The organism is Cupriavidus pauculus (genome assembly GCF_008801835.1).
In the GTDB taxonomy this organism is placed as follows: domain Bacteria; phylum Pseudomonadota; class Gammaproteobacteria; order Burkholderiales; family Burkholderiaceae; genus Cupriavidus; species Cupriavidus pauculus.
Genome location: NZ_VZOW01000022.1, coordinates 57,277 through 77,080 on the forward strand (window position 1 = coordinate 57,277; position 19,804 = coordinate 77,080).

16 protein-coding genes are annotated in these 19,804 nt (G+C 63.0%); 7 read left to right on the forward strand and 9 right to left on the reverse strand.

All coding sequences use genetic code 11. The features are described 5' to 3' along the window. Positions 1 to 57: 57 nt before the first annotated feature. Positions 58 to 744, reverse strand: coding sequence for a hydrolase (locus F7R19_RS20355; RefSeq protein WP_061955634.1), 687 nt, complete (start codon positions 742 to 744; stop codon positions 58 to 60). Between the two features lie 549 nt (positions 745 to 1,293). Continuing rightward, positions 1,294 to 1,971, reverse strand: coding sequence for a response regulator transcription factor (locus F7R19_RS20360; RefSeq protein WP_407648941.1), 678 nt, complete (start codon positions 1,969 to 1,971; stop codon positions 1,294 to 1,296). Positions 1,972 to 3,537: 1,566 nt separating this feature from the next. Here F7R19_RS20360 and F7R19_RS20365 point away from each other — a divergent pair. Next, positions 3,538 to 5,205, forward strand: coding sequence for a phage integrase family protein (locus tag F7R19_RS20365; RefSeq protein ID WP_150981799.1), 1,668 nt, complete (start codon positions 3,538 to 3,540; stop codon positions 5,203 to 5,205). A gap of 17 nt (positions 5,206 to 5,222) precedes the next feature. Here the strand turns inward: F7R19_RS20365 and F7R19_RS20370 are convergent, their stop codons facing one another. Both F7R19_RS20370 and F7R19_RS20375 read right to left on the reverse strand, forming a co-directional pair. Further along, positions 5,223 to 6,239, reverse strand: coding sequence for a ParB/RepB/Spo0J family partition protein (locus F7R19_RS20370; RefSeq protein ID WP_150981800.1), 1,017 nt, complete (start codon positions 6,237 to 6,239; stop codon positions 5,223 to 5,225). Between the two features lie 5 nt (positions 6,240 to 6,244). After that, positions 6,245 to 6,901, reverse strand: a complete 657-nt coding sequence (locus F7R19_RS20375; protein WP_061955640.1) for an AAA family ATPase — start codon at positions 6,899 to 6,901, stop codon at positions 6,245 to 6,247. A 398-nt stretch (positions 6,902 to 7,299) separates the two neighbouring features. Between F7R19_RS20375 and F7R19_RS20380 the strand changes: the two genes are divergently transcribed. Next, positions 7,300 to 7,503: a cold-shock protein gene (locus F7R19_RS20380; protein WP_006159056.1), complete on the forward strand. Its 204-nt coding sequence runs from the start codon at positions 7,300 to 7,302 to the stop codon at positions 7,501 to 7,503. Between the two features lie 115 nt (positions 7,504 to 7,618). Here the strand turns inward: F7R19_RS20380 and F7R19_RS20385 are convergent, their stop codons facing one another. Both F7R19_RS20385 and F7R19_RS20390 read right to left on the reverse strand, forming a co-directional pair. Further along, a complete protein-coding gene (locus F7R19_RS20385) occupies positions 7,619 to 8,713 on the reverse strand; it encodes a replication protein RepA (protein ID WP_061955642.1) in 1,095 nt (364 codons plus the stop codon). Positions 8,714 to 10,436: 1,723 nt separating this feature from the next. Then, positions 10,437 to 10,640 carry a cold-shock protein gene (locus F7R19_RS20390; protein ID WP_061955744.1) on the reverse strand — a complete coding sequence of 68 codons (204 nt, stop codon included), beginning with the start codon at positions 10,638 to 10,640 and terminating at the stop codon, positions 10,437 to 10,439. 322 nt (positions 10,641 to 10,962) lie between these two features. Between F7R19_RS20390 and F7R19_RS20395 the strand changes: the two genes are divergently transcribed. Beyond that, a complete protein-coding gene (locus tag F7R19_RS20395; RefSeq protein WP_150981801.1) occupies positions 10,963 to 12,336 on the forward strand; it encodes an NCS2 family permease in 1,374 nt (457 codons plus the stop codon). Between the two features lie 338 nt (positions 12,337 to 12,674). On the opposite strand, the gene F7R19_RS20400 is transcribed toward F7R19_RS20395, so the two are convergent. Continuing rightward, positions 12,675 to 12,968 (reverse strand): hypothetical protein, encoded by a 294-nt coding sequence (locus tag F7R19_RS20400; protein ID WP_150981802.1) that lies wholly within the window; start codon positions 12,966 to 12,968, stop codon positions 12,675 to 12,677. Positions 12,969 to 12,981: 13 nt separating this feature from the next. Here F7R19_RS20400 and F7R19_RS20405 point away from each other — a divergent pair, with 13 nt between their 5' ends. Then, positions 12,982 to 13,443 (forward strand): hypothetical protein, encoded by a 462-nt coding sequence (locus tag F7R19_RS20405; protein WP_061955649.1) that lies wholly within the window; start codon positions 12,982 to 12,984, stop codon positions 13,441 to 13,443. Between the two features lie 128 nt (positions 13,444 to 13,571). Further along, positions 13,572 to 14,948 (forward strand): sigma-54 dependent transcriptional regulator, encoded by a 1,377-nt coding sequence (locus F7R19_RS20410; protein ID WP_150981803.1) that lies wholly within the window; start codon positions 13,572 to 13,574, stop codon positions 14,946 to 14,948. Positions 14,949 to 15,292: 344 nt separating this feature from the next. On the opposite strand, the gene F7R19_RS20415 is transcribed toward F7R19_RS20410, so the two are convergent. After that, the gene (locus F7R19_RS20415; protein WP_061955653.1) at positions 15,293 to 15,634 is read right to left on the reverse strand and encodes a hypothetical protein; all 342 of its coding nucleotides are present in this window, start codon (positions 15,632 to 15,634) and stop codon (positions 15,293 to 15,295) included. Between the two features lie 995 nt (positions 15,635 to 16,629). Beyond that, the gene (locus F7R19_RS20420) at positions 16,630 to 16,827 is read right to left on the reverse strand and encodes a hypothetical protein (protein ID WP_061955655.1); all 198 of its coding nucleotides are present in this window, start codon (positions 16,825 to 16,827) and stop codon (positions 16,630 to 16,632) included. Positions 16,828 to 17,069: 242 nt separating this feature from the next. On the opposite strand from F7R19_RS20420, the gene F7R19_RS20425 reads away from it, so the two are divergent. Together F7R19_RS20425 and F7R19_RS20430 are read left to right on the forward strand one after the other, a co-directional pair. Beyond that, positions 17,070 to 18,065, forward strand: a complete 996-nt coding sequence (locus F7R19_RS20425) for a YihY/virulence factor BrkB family protein (RefSeq protein WP_150981804.1) — start codon at positions 17,070 to 17,072, stop codon at positions 18,063 to 18,065. A 128-nt stretch (positions 18,066 to 18,193) separates the two neighbouring features. After that, positions 18,194 to 19,786, forward strand: a complete 1,593-nt coding sequence (locus F7R19_RS20430; protein ID WP_061955659.1) for a peptide chain release factor 3 — start codon at positions 18,194 to 18,196, stop codon at positions 19,784 to 19,786. Positions 19,787 to 19,804: the final 18 nt, after the last annotated feature.

Genomic DNA, 19,804 nt, shown 5'->3' on the forward strand with positions numbered 1-19,804 from the left:
GACCCCGGCGCGGGCGATGCGAGCGACACCGCCCGCGCTGGATTCGACCAGGCCGGATCAGCGCGCTGCGACCGGGGCGATCGATTCGTGCGGGGTAGCCGTGCGCTGCGCGGCCTTGTGCACCATCGTGTAGGCATAGTCGACACCCATGCCGTAGGCGCCCGAGTGTTCCTTGACCAGCTTCATCACGGCGTCATACGTATCGCGATGGGCCCAGTCGCGCTGCCATTCCAGCAGCACCTGCTGCCACGTCACCGGCACCACGCCCGCCTGCACCATGCGTTGCATCGCGTAGTCGTGGGCTTCCTTGGACGTACCGCCCGACGCATCGGCCACCATGTAGATCTCGTAGTCGCCTTCGAGCATCGCGCACAGCGCAAACGTGGTGTTACACACCTCGGTCCACAGGCCGGCCACCACGACCTTCTTGCGACCGTTGGCGGCCAGTGCATCGCGCACCTTCTGGTCGTCCCACGAATTCATCGACGTGCGCTCGAGCGTCTTGGCATTCGGGAAGACGTCGAGGATTTCGGGATAGGTGTAGCCAGAGAACGACTCGCTTTCGACCGTCGTGATGGTGGTCGGCACATTGAAGATCTTGGCGGCCTTGGCGAGGCCGACGACGTTGTTCTTCAACGCCTGACGATCCATCGACTGCACGCCGAAGGCCATCTGCGGCTGATGGTCGATGATGATCAGCTGGCTGTTTTGCGGGGTCAGCACTTCGAGCTTGGGATTGGACATGGTGAGGCTCCTGGGAACAGCGGTTGGGCGGGGGGCGGATCGCGCCTGAGCGCACCGGATCGCGGCGCGGCCCGCAGATGGGCGACGGCGACGGATGTCGTCGCCGGGACGCTTGCTGACGGCACCACGCCGCGCAAGACGAGACCGGTCCGCGCTTGCAGTGCGAAGGACAGGCATCGGTGTCGCAAACGGCGTGAGTCGACAGCGCTGTAGCGTAGTGGCGCGCCACGCGCTGCGCCATACGCTCAAGGTCTAAGTGCGCTACGCCAAGTGCCGCATATTGACCGCCGCACACGGTCCTGCGGCTTGCGGCGAACATCGGCGGCCCGGCGTTTTACAAGAATTCACACGGGCGCGGCCATGCGGCGGCGGGTGCGCGGAGCGATGTGTGGCAGGGGATGTGTGGCGGGGGATGCGGGAGGGGTGCAGCGGAGGATTGCGCGGAGGATTGCGCGGGGCTGACGTTGGGGATCGAGCGATCCTTGCGTGAAGACCGGCGCGTTGCTGGCGCCGGGATTTGTAGGCGAAGGGGGCGGGTTGGGCCGGCGGTCAGCTTTCGAATTTGCAGAGGCCGAGTTCGACTGCCATCAGCACCATGTCGGCAAAGGTGCGCGCCTGCATCTTGCGCATGGCCTGGCCGCGATAGATCTTGACCGTGGCCATGCTGATGCCGAGCACATCGGCCACCTGCTTGTTCATCAGACCGCGCACCAGCAACTGCATGACTTCCTGCTCGCGCACGGTAAGCGCGGCAAAGCGGTCATGCAGCGCCTGCTCTTTCGACACAGTGCGGCGCCGCGCACGGTCGCGCTGCAAGGCTTCGTTCACTGCATCAAGCAGATCCTGGTCGCGGAACGGCTTGGCGATGAAATTGAGTGCGCCGGCTTTCATCGCGGCGGCCGTCATGCGCACATCGCCGTAGCCCGACAGGAAGATGATCGGCACATGGACGCCGGCACGCCCGAGGCGCGTCTGAAGGGCGAGCCCGTTGTCGCCGCGCAGTCGCACGTCGAGCACGATGCAGCTGGGCAGATCGGGCAGCCCGCGCGCCAGCAGGTCTTCGCCGGACTCGAACAACTCTACGGCAAGGCCGACCGAGCGAAACAGATTGGACAACGCGTTTTGCATGCCGGTGTCGTCGTCGACAACCAGCACCATTCCGTCCGACACGTCGTCCTGAAAACATGCACTGCCACCCCCAGCTTCCACATCGCTCACTTTCTTGATCTGCATGTTCGCTCCTACGGCCCAGCCGCTGATCGTGTCCCCTGCGCGGCGGCGACCGGCAAGGTCGACCGCCTGGCAATCATCCAACTGCTCCCAGCGGCGATGGGCGCACGTTGCCTGCGCCAAGACGATGGTATCGGCTCGGTCAATACAGCGCTGTGAAAAGATATAAACGCGCGTCTGCGTGGCGGGGACGTCGGACGCAGAGACTATCGCAAAGGTAGTCGAGGTTGTCGCTACGGTCGTCGCACCGCGCGCGGCAAATTCGTGGCGAAAATTGGGAAGCCATTTTCGGTGTTGATGATGCAGGTGGAGATCGTTTCGACTTATTCAGTAGATGAGTAATGATTTCGAACAGAATGCATCAAAAAGTCTTCCGACGAATGATCCGGAAAATGCGGTGTCCACGCGGCAGTGCCGCGGGTCCGAGCGTCCCATGGGCAAGGGGCGATATGGCGTATACGCCGTATACGTATACGCGTTGCGCGTCGGCGACCATTCGCCACCAGCCCGGAGAACAGGTGCCGAGTGCGCCGGAAAATTTGCGGAGCGTACTCAATGCTGCGTATAAATTTCCTTTTAAATCAATGCGCCAGAAAGACCGATACACATCGATGCATTTGCCCGGATTGGCGTGCCAATTTAGCCCTGATTGCGGATCGGAGCGACATCTGAGCGCACAGTGATGACGACGGCGGGGCCTGGCACTTCGACCCTCTCGAAAGTGGCGCGAATAATGTGGGCGCAGTCGGGACACTTGAAGGGATGAATGACGGGCAGGCTCAAAACGGCTTCAACATTCGTTTGCTTGATTGCCTGCGATGCGGCGTGCCGTCGATCATTTTGGTTGGTCGGCATTAGGTGGAGAGCAGTTGGGACGTGCTCTGGGCTGCGATGCAGGGACGGCTCCGGGGTTGCCTCGGAGGCGACTAATTGGGGGCGGTGACGGGCCTGTGTGTCGCGCATGGATCGGTGAAAGGCCGTCAGCGGCGGCGACGGCGTGCCGGCTGAACGTCGGCGCGAATACGGCAGGGTTATTCGGCGGCGTGATATCCGTTGGTTTTGGAGGGAAAGCGCATACGAGGGATTTGCGCGGTTTGAGATTTGCTCGGTCGACCAGCCCGGGTGAGGTCGGCTTTAAGTCTGGTCACAGGGATAGGAACAGCGCGGCAGGCACCCCGAGGGTTGCGACGCAACTGGCCGGTGGAGGTCATTGCATCGCGATCGGCCGCCGAACGGTGCCCTTCGGCTCCGACCCAGTTCGCCCTTCTGTGGCCAATTTGCCCCAAACTCGCCCGGATAGGCATTTGCGGGCGCGTGCGTCGGTGGTATGCTCCGCGTGCGGCACGATTACAAAATAATTTACATTGCATTTGGATATGCAGAACCGGCCGGTTGAGATCGAGCGACATTTTTTTCGGTTGTAATTCAGTCACTTACGTACAGGCGGCATGTGGCGCGGACGTTGCGCCAAACGGGCCTGCCGGGCGCCGCTTTTGATCGGGGTAGTCGCGTTGCGCGAGGCGCACGTCCTGGACGAAGTAATTTTCTAAGCACTTTATATCGATGGCCGACGAGCGCGATACCCTTGCCGCGACCAAGCTGACCCGGACGGAATTTGCCGTCGTGCGTGCCTATGCGCAGGGCATGCGCCCCGTCGATATCGCCAATCGCTACCTTGTCGATCCCGACGACGACGACGTGCTGACCGAGCATCAGGCGGTGCAGCGGATCCTGGCACTGCGCGACCGGCTGGTGCAGTTTGCGCTCCAGCACGATCGGCCCGACATCGCCGAGATGTTCGAGGCGCTTCGCGGGCGGTCCGACAGCGGCATCACCCGTCGGGTCGACGCGTTGTCGTCGATCGAACAACTCGGGCAGGGGCGCCCGCTGCCAACACATCAGGTGTCGCTGTGGTTCGGGCCGAATCTGGCGCGGCGTCTGGTCGCCGCCAACATTCGCACCATTGCCGACCTGGTGGCGCTGGCGAACCGACGGGGCACCAGTTGGTGGCGGCATGTGCCCCGCGTCGGGATGCAGTCGGCGGAGACGATTTTGCGTTGGCTGCGACAGCAACAGCCGCAGCTCGGCACGGAAGTGCGCCCGTATGTAGTTTCCCCGTCACGAATAGTGGATATTAAGCCACTTTATGCCGCCCCTTTATCGCCTTCCATGCGGCAGCCGCTGCCATTCGAGCTGATGCAGCCGCCGTCGGGCACGGCGGTATGGGAAGTAGAGTTGGCGGCGGATCTGGCGCTTGTGCAGGGGTGGCTGGGGTGCAGGCAATCCAGCCTGAATACCTGGAAAAGCTACCGCCGAGAGGCGGAGCGGCTGGTGCTGTGGGCCACGCGGCAGCGACGATCGCTACGAAGTCTGACGGCCGACGATTTGCTCGCGTACCAGTCTTTCCTTGCCAATCCGCAACCAGCGGCGTTCTGGTGCGGGCCGTCGAGCGCGCGAGATCGCGAGCACTGGCGGCCTTTCGAAGGTCCGCTTCGATCCAGTTCCTGCGACGCAGCGTTGAGGGTCGTTCGCAGCCTGCTGCGGACGATTCGCGCCGAAGGTCCGGTCAGGCGAGGCCGGGCTGCACGGCGTTTTGGCGAGCCGGATGTCGGAGAATCGATCGCGGCGCTCGGCGCGGCAGGGGGCGCGTCGATGGGCGGAGAATCATCGGATTTGGCGCAAAGCGTACCCAATGCTGCGAGCGAATCGCAGGCTATCGAACGTTTTCTGATGTGGCTGGCCGACGATGGAAACGACGGCTCTCCTCGCCAGCGCGCCGCATTGGCGGCGGCGCTATTGGTAGCGCGTCATGGTGTTTGCATCGCCACGCTGCCGTTGCTGACGCTTGCGCATGTGGAAGCGACGGATGATGGATGGCGGTTAAGTCCAGCTGGCGAGCGTGCGTCGTCCGAAGAGGAGATCGCGCTGTCGGGCGATGTCTGGACCGCGCTTTGCGCGCATTGGAATGATCGCGGTGTCGCCTGGGATCGCCATGTCGCGCATTGGCGCGGCGATACCGCGTTGCTGGCGCCGGCGGGATTTCCCGACACGCGGCGGGGACGGGCCAAGCGCTTGCGCGCAACAGCCGGCTATGCGGCCAGCGGTCTGGATCAGTTGTTGCGCGCAAGCTGGCGGCGTTTCGCATCGCTGCACGCGGATGTGCCCAGCGCGTTCACCCCCGGCATGCTCAAGCGCGCTGGTGCTCCGTCGACCGGGTCGGCGCCGGGATAGGGCGCCGGTGGTCACGGCTAGATCAGGGTCTTGTCGAGCCCAAAGCGCGACTTGAGAACTTCCACAAGATCTTCGCGTGCGTTGCGATCGGACAATTGCACGTCCAGCATCACGCGCCCCGAGTCCCACTCCTTGATCGTGCCAAGCAGCTGGCCCGATTCCGTTCGGATCTTGTATTGCCGGCTGATTTCCTTGACCTTGCGTGATTTGCCGTCCTGGGCCTGTTTGCGGATCGCTTCGACTTCGCGGCTGGAGAGCCCATCGTTCATGATCCGCGTGGCCAGATCACGGGTGCGGTCTTCGCCGGCGATCTTGCAGTACAACGTCAGTTCGTAGCCGGCCGCGATGCCGATGGCGCTCGGCCGTTCTCGCATCACCGCGATCACCGATTCCGGCAGTTTGAGCAGCGCGAGCGTCTTGTTGACCGTGCCCGCCGACATGCCCGTGAGTTCGCAAATGTCCTCTTCCTTGAGCACCTTGCCTTCGTCCAGCAGCTGCCGCCAGGCGATGGCGTTGTCGAGCGCCGACTGATCGGAGCGCTGTTCGTTCAGCAGGAACGACAGTCGGTAGAAATCGAGGTCGCTGAGATCGTCCTCGATAAAGCATTCCATATCGAGCTTGCCGGCCGAAGCCAAAGCGCGCTTGCGATAGTGCCCGTCGATCAGGATGTAGTGCCCCGGCCGCGTGGGATCCGGTGCCGCCAGACCCGGCGTCTTTTGGCCATGCGTGGCGATCGAAGCGGCTCGTTCCTGTACCACGGCGGGGTCGTAGATCCGGCGCGCATTGAACGGGTTGTCGTGCAGTTGCGTGAGCGGGATGCGGATCAACTGGCGGCCCTGCTCCGCCGCAGCGCCACTTTCAGCGCTGAAAGTGCCGACTGCCTGGCCGTTCCGCTGGTTCTGCAGCAGCCCGTTTGGATGTTCCGACAGCGCAGCTTCGGCGCGCGCAAAGCGGTCCAGGGCGTCGTTGCGGGTCTTTTCCGCGGCCATGCCGGCCAACATGCCAGCCTTCAGGCTTTTCAATTTCGTTGCCATTCGTATTACTCAATCAAGGACAGCACTTCATCCACCATCATGTCCACCTCCTGGATGGCCTCGCGCGCGCCCGGCACGCCGTGCACGGTGCAGCCGATGGCCTGGCATTCGCGGAACGCCGAGCGAGACCCAATCATCGAGTTCAGCAAGGGCACGTCGCCGTCGTCGCCCAGAATCTCGATCGCCTGACGCGCGATGGACACCCGTCGTTGGACCATATTGGCCATGACGCGGATCTGTAGCGTTTCGTTTTGCACCTGGGCGTGCTGCGCCAGCGTCTTGGCCGCGACAGCCGCCCAAAGGTCTGGCGGCGAGGGCACGACGGGAATAATCGCCAGATCGGAGATGAGCAGCGCACTGGACGGCGCGGCGGAGTGCACCGCGGGCGGGCAGTCGACCAGGATGTAATCGTAGTCGTTCACAAACTTGCGGACTTCGCGGTGCATGGCGCCTCCGGACGGCGCCAGCCCGATGACCGAAGCAGGAAATGGGCGGTCGTCGGTGGCCTGCGCAGCCCAGCGCGTAGCCGTGCCCTGTTCGTCCATATCCACCAGCATCGAGCGCGCGCCCCGCAGGCCAAGCGTGCCAGCCAGATGCATGCTGACGGTAGTCTTCCCGCAGCCGCCCTTCTGGTTGAAAACGGTGATGATTTTTGCTGCCACTACGGCCTCACTTTCAGCGCTGAAAGCGCGAATGATGATGTTCAGTTAAGGCGAAACTTTAGCCAAATCGACCGTGCGCTACAACTCATTTTTTAAAATTCAAATTGATGTAAAACATCGCCCTACGGAGGGCTGCCCAGTGCAGGAGCGGCCAGATTCCAACGCGTGGGCTATTGCGGGATTCTTCTTCTTGAAAAGCGGTAGAGAAAGCGCCTAAAGTAAGAGCAGTGCGCATTACGCCGCACATGACACCGCAACACAATGTGGTTATGATGCCCGCTACAGTCGAGTCAAGTCGTGTCAACCTCGTTGGCTTCCGTTCGGTATCTACGAGACTTCAGCGTGCTTGAACGGTTGTTTGCGTTGTGTAAACGAACTTGCTTCGAAAGGAAATTCTTATGGCAACCGGTACGGTCAAGTGGTTCAACGAGACCAAGGGTTTCGGCTTCATTACTCCGGATGATGGCGGTGCGGATCTGTTCGCCCACTTCTCCGAGATTCAGGGTTCGGGCTTCAAGACCCTGAAGGATGGTCAGCGCGTGACGTTCGAAGTGAAGCAGGGCCCGAAGGGTCTGCAAGCTTCGGCCATCAAGCCGGCCTGAAGCGAACCACCGATATCTCCGGGCTGTCTGCAGGCTGACTGACCGGTAGAGCGAAAAAGGCAAGCATCGTGCTTGCCTTTTTTGTTATCCGCCCACACTCGGCGCCGCCGCGGCGTCAGCCCAGCTTGCGCACGCTGGTACGGGACGGCTGCAGGATCAGCGCCTTCGAGGAATCGGCATCGACCTTGGCGCCCGGATAAACGACCAGCACGTCTTTGAGCGCCTTGCGGAACAGCGCGCGGAACTTGCGTTCACTCTCGGTTTCGGTGCCGAACTGCATCTGCAGCGCTTCCCAGGGGATCTCGGTGCGGCGCTGGATCGTGAAGAAGCGGTAGGTCAGCCACGAATACACGTCCAGGGCGAAAGGCGACTGCTTGAGTGCCTTCAGCGCGCGCATATCCACAGGCACCGGCCGATTCACAAGCTCGTTGAAGAACGGCTCGGACAACACCACAAAGCTCTCGAACATCGAACCCTGGCCCGGTTGCATAGGGTCCCACCACGTCGAGAGCTGATCGGCCAGCAGATAGCCCACACGATCAATCGAAAGCGGCTCGTGATTGGGCGCCTGGTTGGGCACTGGCGTCGATTTGTTCTGCACGATGGCAATCGTGGCCGAGAACAGACGGATCATCTGCTGGCGAACGAGCGTCATCGTCCCCCGCTTGCCGCCAGTGGCCATCGGAATGCCAAGGTTGTACATGAACTCGGACAAGGAATTGCCCAGCGAGATACGACGGTCCTCGACCGTTCCAGTGAACTCGCCGCGCTTTTTCTTGGCCATGATCTCCTTGCCGATCCAGGCCAGCATCAGACGCGGATAGGAGCCGTAGGGATAACCCAGCGATACCGTTTCGGATACCAGCTTCTGGCGCCCGTTCGACGCGCGTTCGGAACGCTGCTGCGTGAAGTAGCCAGGCTGAATCATCAACGAAATGTTTCCGCTGGTGCGCGTCCAGACCGGCGGCGCACCCTTGGGCGCGCGATAGGGCAGCGTCACCTGTACGCTTGCGCGGCTAAGGAAGCCGACTTCCCCGCTTTGCCAGGCGTCTTCCCGTTCCATCGCCTGGGCTTCGTCGAAGAGGCGCTGGAATTTCTCGGATGGGACGAGGACGTTCTCGTTGCCGGGAACGATGATGCGAGACGGCTCCGTGTCCCCTTCCGGGGCAGAGCGATCCTCCTCGATGGCCATAGAGCGTTTGATCGGCATATGCATGGGTTTCGGATTACCCGCCTTTTTACGCGATCACGTATACGTTGTCACGCAGAAACGGGTACGTATACGTGCTTTCGGCTATTTCTGCGCGGTTGTCAGCGCGTGCTTGCTGCCGACTTGCGTTCTGGCCCGCGCCGTGGCTGGCCGCCCGATGTCTTTTTCTTGCAAGCCGATTGTGTTGATGGCCGGTATTTCCGGCGATTGGCGAGATGGCTGCCATACGGTGGGCAACCCTGTGGGGTTGTCCACGGTTGGCGGCACATCCACTACAAGTAAACGATACCGATACGGGTTAACTACTCGTAAACCGTATACGGAGCGATCGCGCCATTGATTTGAAAGGACTTCTTACCCCTCGCCGTACCCGATTCTGCGCGCAAACGTACCCGTTTCTGCGACCGGCCGAACCTGAATCTGCGACAGACCGAACCCGTTTCAGCGACGGCGGCGAACCCTGATCTGCGGGGATAACTCACGGATTCCACAGGCTTTTCCACAGCCGGACGGGCTCCAGGCGTACCCGATTCTGCGCAAGGTAGCTCAAAGCGGCATCGATCACATGCCGTAAAGCGTTCACGGGCTTGCCGCAGGCCCCTTATCCACGCAGAAACAGGTACGGAGAAACCATTGGCAGCGGCTGCGCCGCGCCGATGCGTACCTATTTCTGCGTCACAAAGCCCCCAAACCGTACCCGATTCTGCGGAAAATGGCTTGAACGCCCGAATCCCCCGTAAACGTACCCATTTCTGCGGCGTACCTGTTTCTGCGAAGTGTCCGGTACACCGCAGCGAACCTCGCGGCGTACCCAATTCTGCGCGCCCACAGGACAGCGGGCTTCAGCCAGCCGTACCCGTTTCTGCGCCGCGTGTGCGGTCGTGGATGTCACGTCGAGATCGGCGCCCACGTATACGCGTGCGCCTGCCCTAAGCAAGCACCAACTTTCGACCCGCGCCTGGAAATCGGTTTCCAAATTCAGGCGTACCCAGTTCTGCGTGCGCTGGATGTATACCGAGAGGTGAAAATTCCCGGGCCACTATCGGTCCGCTGCATAGCGTACCTATTTCTGCGCGCCAACCCGGTTAACTACCGTACCCGTTTCTGCGCCGTGGTCGCGTGGCTCGCTACGTATACGTGCGCCGCGCGGCTTGCGTACTCGTTTCTGCGGGGATAACCGGTATGCCTAAATATCGCGCGGGATAAGTCGACTCGAGGGCGCTGGCCCATCTGCATTGGGAGGCAAAAACGGCTCGGGGCGTACCCATTTCTGCGGCCGCCTGAGTCACAGCAGATTGCTGCGCCGCCGCGGACGCGCCCCCAAGCGTACCTATTTCTGCGTGCCAAATCGGCTCCAGAGGCGTTGTCGCAGCGCCGCACGAAGGCGATGCGTACCCGTTTCTGCGTCGATTTGCGAGGCGCGGTTGGGGGGAGCCCGCAAACCGCATGGACATGAGCGGACGGCGGGAATGGCTGCGCGGGGAAATCCAGAAGAACGGGAACCGAAAAACGACAGGAAAGCGAAGGAAAAAAGCGTAGGAAAAAGCGAAGGAAAACCCCGGGCGAAAGCGCTGGGATAAGCGGGGGGAAACGGAGCGGGAAAAGCGTAGGGAACGCCCCTCGGCGCGCCCCCACCTCCAACCAGACGAAAAAAAACCCGCCGGTGAGGGCGGGTTTTTGTAGCGTCGCGGCACGTCATGCAGACGTGCCGGGAGCCAGGTCTTTACACCGGCGAAATGTTCGCGGCTTGCAGACCCTTCGGGCCGTTCTTGACTTCGAACTGCACGCGCTGATTTTCTTGCAGCGACTTGAAGCCCTCAACGCGAACTTCCGAGAAGTGCGCGAACAGGTCATCACCGCCGGCGTCCGGCTTGATAAAGCCAAAGCCCTTGGCGTCGTTGAACCACTTTACGATACCGGTTTGCATGGTATTGCTTTCCAAATAAAAGAAAAAAGAAACCGATGGTGCATTCACCACCGTACTGCCAACTCAAGGAAAGGACACCATGGACAACCGAAGTACCAAGACGGTGGCTAACGAATGAACTGTTGCCTCGTCGCTTGAATCTGGCGGAGATTTATACGGGGGAATGCGATCCGAGTCAAGGCAGGGAATTCCCCCAACGTGGACTGGTCTGCGCATATCGCCTGTGGGATGATCCCGCCTTCTTACGAAATGTCGGTGGGAGCGCAGCGGCATCCACTTGTCAGAAGACCGCCCGCACCGCCAACCACTGGAGACTCCAGCCATGACTTTGCCCGATCCGGCTCAACGCCCTGACGGCCCATCCGCGTCCGCCCGCGTGCACCCGGGCGCCAACCAAAACTTCGTCGAGCGGGTGTTCCGCTTGCGCGAGCACGACACCAATGTGCGCACGGAAATTCTTGCCGGCGTCACGACTTTCCTGACGATGGCCTACATCATCTTCGTCAATCCCAGCATCCTCGGCGATGCGGGTGTGCCGAAGGATGCCGTGTTCGTGGCCACCTGCCTGGCTGCCGCAATCGGCACGCTGATCATGGGCTTCTACGCGAACTATCCGATCGCCATGGCGCCCGGCATGGGGCTGAACGCCTACTTTGCCTATACCGTGGTCAAGGGAATGGGCCTGCCGTGGCAAGCCGCGCTGGGCGCGGTCTTCATCTCCGGCTGCCTGTTCCTGCTGGTCACGCTGTTCCGCGTGCGTGAAGCGATCGTCAAGGGCATTCCACAGGCGATTCGCGGCGCCATCACTGCGGGCATTGGACTGTTTCTGGCGATCATCGCATTGCACAGCGCCGGCATCATCGCGGGCAATCCGGTCACGCTGGTCACCATCGGAGACCTGCACCAGCCGCCCGCGGTGCTCGCCATCATCGGATTTTTCGCGATTGTCGCGCTGGACCGCCTCAAGGTGAAAGGCGCAATCCTGATCGGCATCCTGCTTACGACGATCCTGAGTTTCGTCTTCGCGGGCAATCAGTTCCACGGCGTCGTGTCGATGCCGCCCTCGATCTCCCCCACATTATTTAAGCTCGATATCTCGGCGGCGCTATCCATCGGCATCGTCAACGTGGTGCTGGTGTTCTTTCTTGTCGAACTGTTCGATGCCACGGGCACGCTGATGGGCGTGGCCAACCGCGCCGGGCTGCTCAAGGCCGGCAAGATGGATCGCCTGAACAAGGCGCTGATGGCCGACAGCACGGCCATCATGGCCGGGTCGCTGCTGGGCACATCGTCCACCACCGCCTATATCGAAAGCGCATCGGGTGTGCAGGCCGGCGGCCGCACCGGCCTGACCGCCGTGACGGTCGCCGTGCTGTTCCTGGCCTGCCTGTTCATTGCGCCGCTGGCGGGAACGGTGCCGGCCTACGCCACGGCGCCGGCCTTGCTGTACGTGTCCTGCCTGATGCTGCGCGAACTGGTGGATATCGACTGGAATGACGTGACCGAAGTGGTGCCCGCGGTGCTGACCGCGCTGGGCATGCCGTTCACGTATTCGGTGGCCAACGGCGTGGCCTTCGGTTTCATTTCCTACGCGCTGCTGAAATTGCTGACGGGACGCGCGCGCGAAGTGCCGCTCATGGCGTGGATCATCGCGGTGGTGTTCCTGTTCAAGTTCTATTACCTGCCCGGTCACTGAGTGGTCGGCGGGGCGCGGCGCCGGTCGCTGACGAATCCGCTTCATGAAACAACCAGGGACGGCGTGGCATACCGTCCCTTTTTTCATGGGCCGGGCCGCTTCAAACATTCAAAATGAAAACGATGCCATTCGTCGCCGGCGCCGATCTCGTGCGTACCCGTTTCTGCGTATGAAACGCGACGACGAGAATCCAAGGCGTACCCGTTTCTGCGCAAAATGTAAGTACTCATTAACCTAGCGCTCCGGTCCCTGGGCGCTTTCCAAGTCTCATACAAAAGTATGAGACTTGGCTGAAAGCGAACATTCCGGGCTGGACAAAAGGGGTGAAATGCACTGAACTACAGGCGTGGCAAAATTTTGAGGGCGCGCACTAGCGCCCTTTGTTGACTCCGGGATAGCAGGGCGTTGCGCCGCTTCGACAACGCGCCGATCGACGGCCAGACCAGCCCGCGGAACGCAAAGGCGACGACAGAAGGCGACCCGCCAAAGAACAGACCGTCCTGCGCAAGGGCGGCTTCGCCACCACAAAACACAGAGCGCACGGAACGCACGTGCGCCGGACAATACAGCTCGAATCCAAAAGCAGAGACAGTGGTAATAGCGAACGTGTAGTGCCGGGGGATGTTGTTCAACGGGGAACAGATCATGACCGCAGGAGAAATCCGGCGTCCCGCCATCGGGCCCATCACAGAATCCGCCAATCAGTCGGGACATCGCGTCTTGGCCGCTTTGGGAGAAGCTGCCGCAGCCGTCGCGATGCACGACGCGCAAGACGATTACGCCGTGACCGACGTAGTCAACGTGCTGGCCGAAGACACGGAAGTGTCGCCCCGCACGCGCGCCGCGGTGGAACGGCTGCTGCAACGCCATCGGCTGCAGGCCGAAGAACTGACGCGTCAGCGTGCGCTGTTGCAGGAATGGATCATCAGCCAGCTTACCTACAAGGCGCTCTACTACCAGTATTCCGGACAGAAGCCCGAGGCACCGAGCGTCGAGCTGATGCGCGAAAAAGACATGGTGCGTCGGCGCATCCGCGACGAGCTCTACGGCAGCCGCGAAGCACTTGCGGTGGTTGAACAACCGTCTCGCAGTCTGTCCAGATCGTGATCCACCAGACGTTGCGCGCGGGTCGGACCGCGCAGACAGCGGAACCCGAGCGGGCCCGGTGGCCCGCATCCGCATGTGCGGAGCCGGGCGCCGTTACCAACAAGAAGCCCAACGTCAGGGAGAACGTCATGGACCGATTGTGCAAGGCGCCCGCACGCTCCGCACAAATCGTGCTCGTGTCGCGCTATGAGGATTTTGGATTCAACGCCAGCCAGTTTGGATCGGGATGGGAGATCCGCCGCGTGCAACAGGTGCGAGACCTGGAACGCGTGGTGCGCGGCAGCGCCCCGATGGCCGGCATTCTCGACCTGCAGACGCCATACGGCGAGGCCGAACTGAATCAGCTAGAGCAGGGCCTGCAGCATCTGCATGTGATGTGGGTGGCGATCACGTCGACGGCGATGCTCGAGGACGACCGCGTGCGCCGCCTGATCCGCGACTACTGCGTCGACTACGTGCGCACGCCGTTCTCGTTCGACGAACTGCTCTATACGCTCAAGCACGCGCATGGCATGGCAAGTCTGCACGGCGCGCGCCTGCCCGAGGCGCCCACCGCGCGCGGACCGATGATCGGCGAATGTGCGCTGATGCGCGCCATGTTCCGCTCGCTGGCCAAGGTCGCGCACAACGAGGCGCCCGTCTTTATCTCGGGCGAATCGGGCACCGGCAAGGAACTCGCGGCGCAGGCCATCCACGAGGCGTCGAGCCGCCGCAAGGGTCCGTTCGTGGCGATCAACTGCGGCGCCATTCCATCGCACCTGGTGCAGTCGGAACTGTTCGGTTACGAGAAAGGCGCGTTCACCGGCGCCAACCAGCGCAAGATCGGCTGGATCGAACAGGCGCAGGGCGGCACGCTGTTTCTCGATGAAATCGGCGACCTGCCGCTCGAAAGCCAGGTGGCGCTGTTGCGCTTCCTGCAGCAGGGCACCATCACGCGGCTGGGCGGTCATCAATCCATTCCGCTGGACCTGCGCATCATCTCGGCGACGCACGTGGACCTGATCGCGGCGCAGGGCGATGGGCGTTTTCGTCCCGACCTGTTTCACCGGCTCTGTGTGCTCACGCTGGCGATCCCGCCGCTGCGCGAGCGCGGCGAGGACATCCTGCTGCTGGCCAACGCCGTGCTGACCGAGCACGGCCACGAGGCGCACCGGCGCATCCGCGGATTCTCGGCGTGCGCGACGCAGGCGATGATGCAATACACGTGGCCGGGCAACGTGCGCAAGTTGATCAATCGCGTGCGGCGCGCCATCGTGATGACTGACAACCGCAAGATCACGGCCGAAGATCTCCAGTTGCATGGTGGCGTGGAAGTCCCGCGCAAGACGCTCGATGCAATCCGTGAAGAAGCGGAGCGCGAGGCGATTCGCACGGTGATGGCCAGTCATGGCTTCCATGTGGTGCCGGCCGCGCGCGAATTGAACGTGTCGCGCGTGACGCTGTACCGGTTGATGCACAAGCACAATATCCGCGTCGATCTGCAACCGGGCGCGCCCGCCGAATAGGTTGCGGCGGCGTTGCGGTCGCGTGCGGGAAGGGTTTGTTTTGTAGCGGCCACGCCACGCATGCGCCCGGCGCAAGCCTGGCGGAAATCATGGGCCTCGATCAATGCGGCGCGGGGCCGGAATCAATGCGGCTCTCCGGGCGCAGTGTTGTGACGTCGATGGTGGCGACGCGCGCACCTCTCGCCCATGATCGGCTGGCATAAGGGCTGGCATGGAGCGCCAAGGGAGACCCGGCGACGTCCGCTCGCCGGATCCCCTTTGTCCCGTCGCCCGGACAGCGGCGGCAGGCTAGCGCGGCTTGGCCCGCGCAAGAAACCAGGAAACCAGAAAACCCTGGCCGGGCTTCAGGTCATGCCCACCTTGCCGCGCCTGCCGCGTGGCGTCGCGTTGTCCTCCTGCGGGAAATGTCCGGGCGTCAGATCGCGCGGATCGGACACACCGTCGCGTGCCTGCCGCCGTTCGGCCGGCGTCGGCGCAATCGGCGACTCGCTCTTGTCCGGACTGAACTGCAGATCGCCCCAGGCCCAGCCGAAGGCGCGCACATAGCTATCGTTGCTGACCGCGGCGTGGCTGTTGGGATTGGCCGCGTCGGGGCGGTCGAAATATGCGTAGTTGCCGGCCAGTGCCGGCGCGGCCGCGGTGGAGAGCACGGCCAGTGCGATGGCGGTGACGACTCTGGCGTACATGGGTGGCTCCCTCCCTTGCTGGAAAAAGGTGCCCGCCGGGGGACGGAGCACGTAAACCGGTTTAGGTGCGCGCCCGCGAAAAAGCAACGTGCGCGTGCCCGAAACCCTTGCCAACCCGCAAATAAAGTGCGCCCGGGATGCCTCGGCCGCTCAGCAGCCGGGATGACCGTTGCGCTGCCGGCTGGCCGACGCCATGAAGCCGCAGTTGGCCGTTGCGTAATACGTTGCGACAGGGCGTACGGGCTGCCGCGGAAACGGCAACAGCGGCGGCGAGAGCAAGTCCCTCACGGTGGAGGCGCGGCCCGCAAGTCGATGGGCGCGTCGGCGTGCCGTCATTCGCGCTGGTGGATGGCGCATGGCGTGTCTACTCCTGCGTGCAGTGCTTCTTGTTTTGTGGACTCGTGTTTCTCCCGCACGGATATAGAGCGACAAGCGTGCCAATCGACCGCAAACGGTTGTTTTACAAGGGATGCGGGCAAGTGTCGCGAGCCGGTTTGCGCGCAATGGGCCGACGGCGGCCGCAATCGGTTACGCCGCTGTAACGGCAAGCGGACGGCAGGGCGCGCGATGTGGCAAGCCGTGCCACCCCGGTCGCGCGATCTGTCTGACTGATACCGCAGCATCGCGGGCCCAGGGTGGGAGCGGGGCCGACTATTCGCGCCCTAATGCAAACAGAGGTGTCTGTTTTGCGAAGCTTGCGGCGTGTCGGGGTGCCAAAACGATGTCGGCGTCCCAGGCCTGTCCCGATGCCGGCTCACTGGTGCATCTGGTTGCACGCCTGAAACCCGCTGACGTTCGCAGAAACGGGTACGCATACCTATGTCGGACTTCCTGCCGACAAGACAGATGGGCGAGGCGCTGGGCATCACGCGGATCGCCGTGGCGGCGCGGTCCCGTTCCGAACGAATGGCGCGCGCCTCGCGCATTACGCTCGTTACGACAGCTACGATCGCCGCGTGACCGGCGCGCCGACGTGTCTTCTGTCCCGCCCGAGGCTAGGGCCGTGCGGCGCCCTGGCTGGCCGAAGCGCCCGACGTCGGCGGTGCGGTCATCTGGCTCGAAATCGGCTTGGGGCCTGGGCCGGGCTGCTGGTTGCGCTCGCAACCGGCGATGGCCAGCAGGCATGTCATCGCGCTCAGCGTGAAGAGCGCGGACCATGCGGCGTTGCGCCGCGCGGGCAAGGTGACGATCACGGTAGCCTCCTGTTTCCGGCCGTGCGCCGCGCCAGGGCGTCCGACCCGGCATGTGCGTGTCCGGCATGGGTGTGTGAATTCACTGTAGCAGGTTGCGTGTGCGGCGCTGGGCGCGGCGACCTATGATGGACAACACACATCAGACTCTGCCTGACAGACGCTGCGAAACACGGCAGCCACGCTTTTATCGTGACAGATGCGACACTTGCGTTCCACGCGAGCCACCATCCAGGACGAACGGCATGCCCTCCGACCACGTGCACGAACCTTCCGATTCCACACCGCCGCGCCCGCAGCGCGGCCGCCTGCTGCCCGACCGGCATACCGGCACCCGCACCGTGCGCGTGGTGTCCGCCGCCGTGATGTCGTGGTTCGAGCATCGCGCCGCCAGCAAGGGCGCGGCCCTGTCGTTCTACATGCTGTTTTCGATGGCGCCGATCCTGGTGCTGGTGATCTCCATCGCCGGCCTGTTCTTCGGCGCCGAAGCGGCGCGCGGCGAGATCTTTGCCCAGCTCGAAGGGCTGGTCGGGACGCAGGGCGCGGCGGCGATCCAGGAAATCCTTGCCGCCACGCACCGCGCGGGCGGCAGCGGTATCGCGGCGATCATTGCCACCGGCATCCTGTTTGTCGGCGCCACGAGCGCCTTTGCCGAACTCAAGGGCAGCCTCGACGACATCTGGCAGGCGCCGCCGCCGGCGGGCGCGGGCTGGAAAAAACTACTGCGCGCGCGGCTGCTGTCGTTCAGCATCGTGCTGGCGCTGGCCTTCATGCTGCTGGTGTCGCTGATCGTCAACGCCGCGCTGGCGGTGATCAACCGCTTCTGGGGCCAGCTTTGGGCCGCCTCGTGGTTCGCGCCGATCGCGGACGTCATCTCCACGCTGTTCTCGTTCGCGGTCGTGACCGCGCTCTTCGCGGTGATTTTCAAGATGCTGCCGAACGCACGCATCGCCTGGCGCGACGTCACGATGGGCGCGGTCATCACCGCGTTGCTGTTCGCCGTCGGCAAGCGCCTGATCGGCCTGTATCTGGGCAACAGCGCCGTGGCGTCGTCGTACGGCGCGGCCGGTTCGGTCGTGGCGCTGATGCTGTGGGTGTATTACTCGGCGCAGATATTCTTCTTCGGCGCTGAGCTGACGCGCCAGTACGCGCTGCAATTCGGCAGCCTGCGCGGGCACGATCCCGCGCGCCAGAAAGCCGGCGATCTGGCGCATCCCCCGGCCGGGCCCGCGAACCGGTAAAATAGCGCCCCATTCGATCCCGGGACGTTTCCCGGGCCGCTTCCGCTTCCCGGCCCTTTCGTTGCGCCGCCTCATCTGGCTGGCGCCGCCGCACTGCCCGGGCTTGCCATTACCTGACTCCACAAGCCGTGAGTTCGCTCGTTTCCGAAATTGCGCGTCGGCGCACGTTTGCCATCATCTCCCACCCGGACGCGGGTAAGACCACGCTCACCGAAAAGCTGCTCTGGTTTGGCGGCGCCATCCAGGTGGCCGGCGAAGTGCGCGCCCGCAAGGCCGACCGTCACGCCACGTCCGACTGGATGGAACTGGAAAAGCAGCGCGGCATTTCCGTCACGTCGTCGGTGATGCAGTTCCCGTATCAGCCGCGCGCCGAGGCGCAGGAAAACATCGTCAACCTGCTCGACACGCCGGGGCACGAGGACTTTTCCGAAGACACGTACCGTACGCTCACGGCGGTCGATTCGGCCGTGATGGTGATCGACTCGGTCAATGGCGTGGAAGCGCAGACCATCAAGCTGCTCAATGTCTGCCGTCTGCGCGACACGCCGATTCTCACGTTCATCAACAAGCTCGACCGCGAAGGCCGTTCGCCCATCGAGCTGCTCGATGAAATCGAGGACGTGCTGAAGATCCAGTGCGCGCCGATGACCTGGCCGATCGGCATGGGCAAGGCGTTCCGCGGCGTGTATCACATGATCGACGATAAGGTGCAGTTGTTCGATCCGAAGGGCGAAAAGGGAACGTCCGCAATCCTGGACGGCCTGGACAACCCGGAGCTGGACCGCATTCTCGGCTCGCAGGCCGACGAACTGCGCATGGAAATCGAACTGGTGCGTGGCGCGTCGCACACGTTCGACAAGCAAGCATTCCTGTCGGGCAAGCAGACGCCCGTGTACTTCGGCTCAGCCATCAACAACTTCGGCGTGCAGTCGCTGCTCGATGCGCTGTGCGAGCTGTCGCCGCCGCCGCTGGCGCGCCGCACCGAATCGCGCACCGTGGAGCCGCAGGAGGCCAAGTTCACCGGATTCGTGTTCAAGATCCAGGCCAACATGGACCCGCGCCACCGCGACCGCATCGCGTTCGTGCGCGTCTGCTCGGGCCGTTTCGACCGTGGCATGAAACTGCTGCACGTGGCGCAGGGCAAGACCGTGGCGATCAACAACGCCATCACCTTCATGGCGCAGGATCGCAACACGACCGAAGAGGCCTACGCGGGCGACATCATCGGCGTGCCCAACCACGGCACGATCCGGCTGGGCGATGTGTTCACCGAAGGCGAGCCGTTGCGCTTCACGGGCATTCCGTCGTTCGCGCCCGAGTTTTTCCGTCGCGCGCGCCTGAACAACCCGCTCAAGGTCAAGCAGTTGCAGAAGGGTTTGCAGCAGCTGGCCGAGGAAGGCGCCACGCAGATGTTCCGCCCGTTGATGTCCAACGACCTCGTGCTCGGTGCGGTGGGCATGCTGCAGTTCGATGTGGTGGCGCACCGGCTCGAACACGAGTACGGCGTCGACGCGATCTTCGAATCGCATGAATGCGCGACCGCGCGCTGGCTCAAGGGCGATCCGGCCGAGATCGACAAGCTGATCGACAAGAACGGCCACAACGTCGCGCTCGACGGCGCGGGCGATCATGTCTACCTGGCGCCCAGCATGGTGAATCTGCGCCTGACGCAGGAGCGTTTTCCGAATATCCGCTTCCTGGAAACGCGCGAGATCGTCTGATCCGGTCCCGGCCGCAGC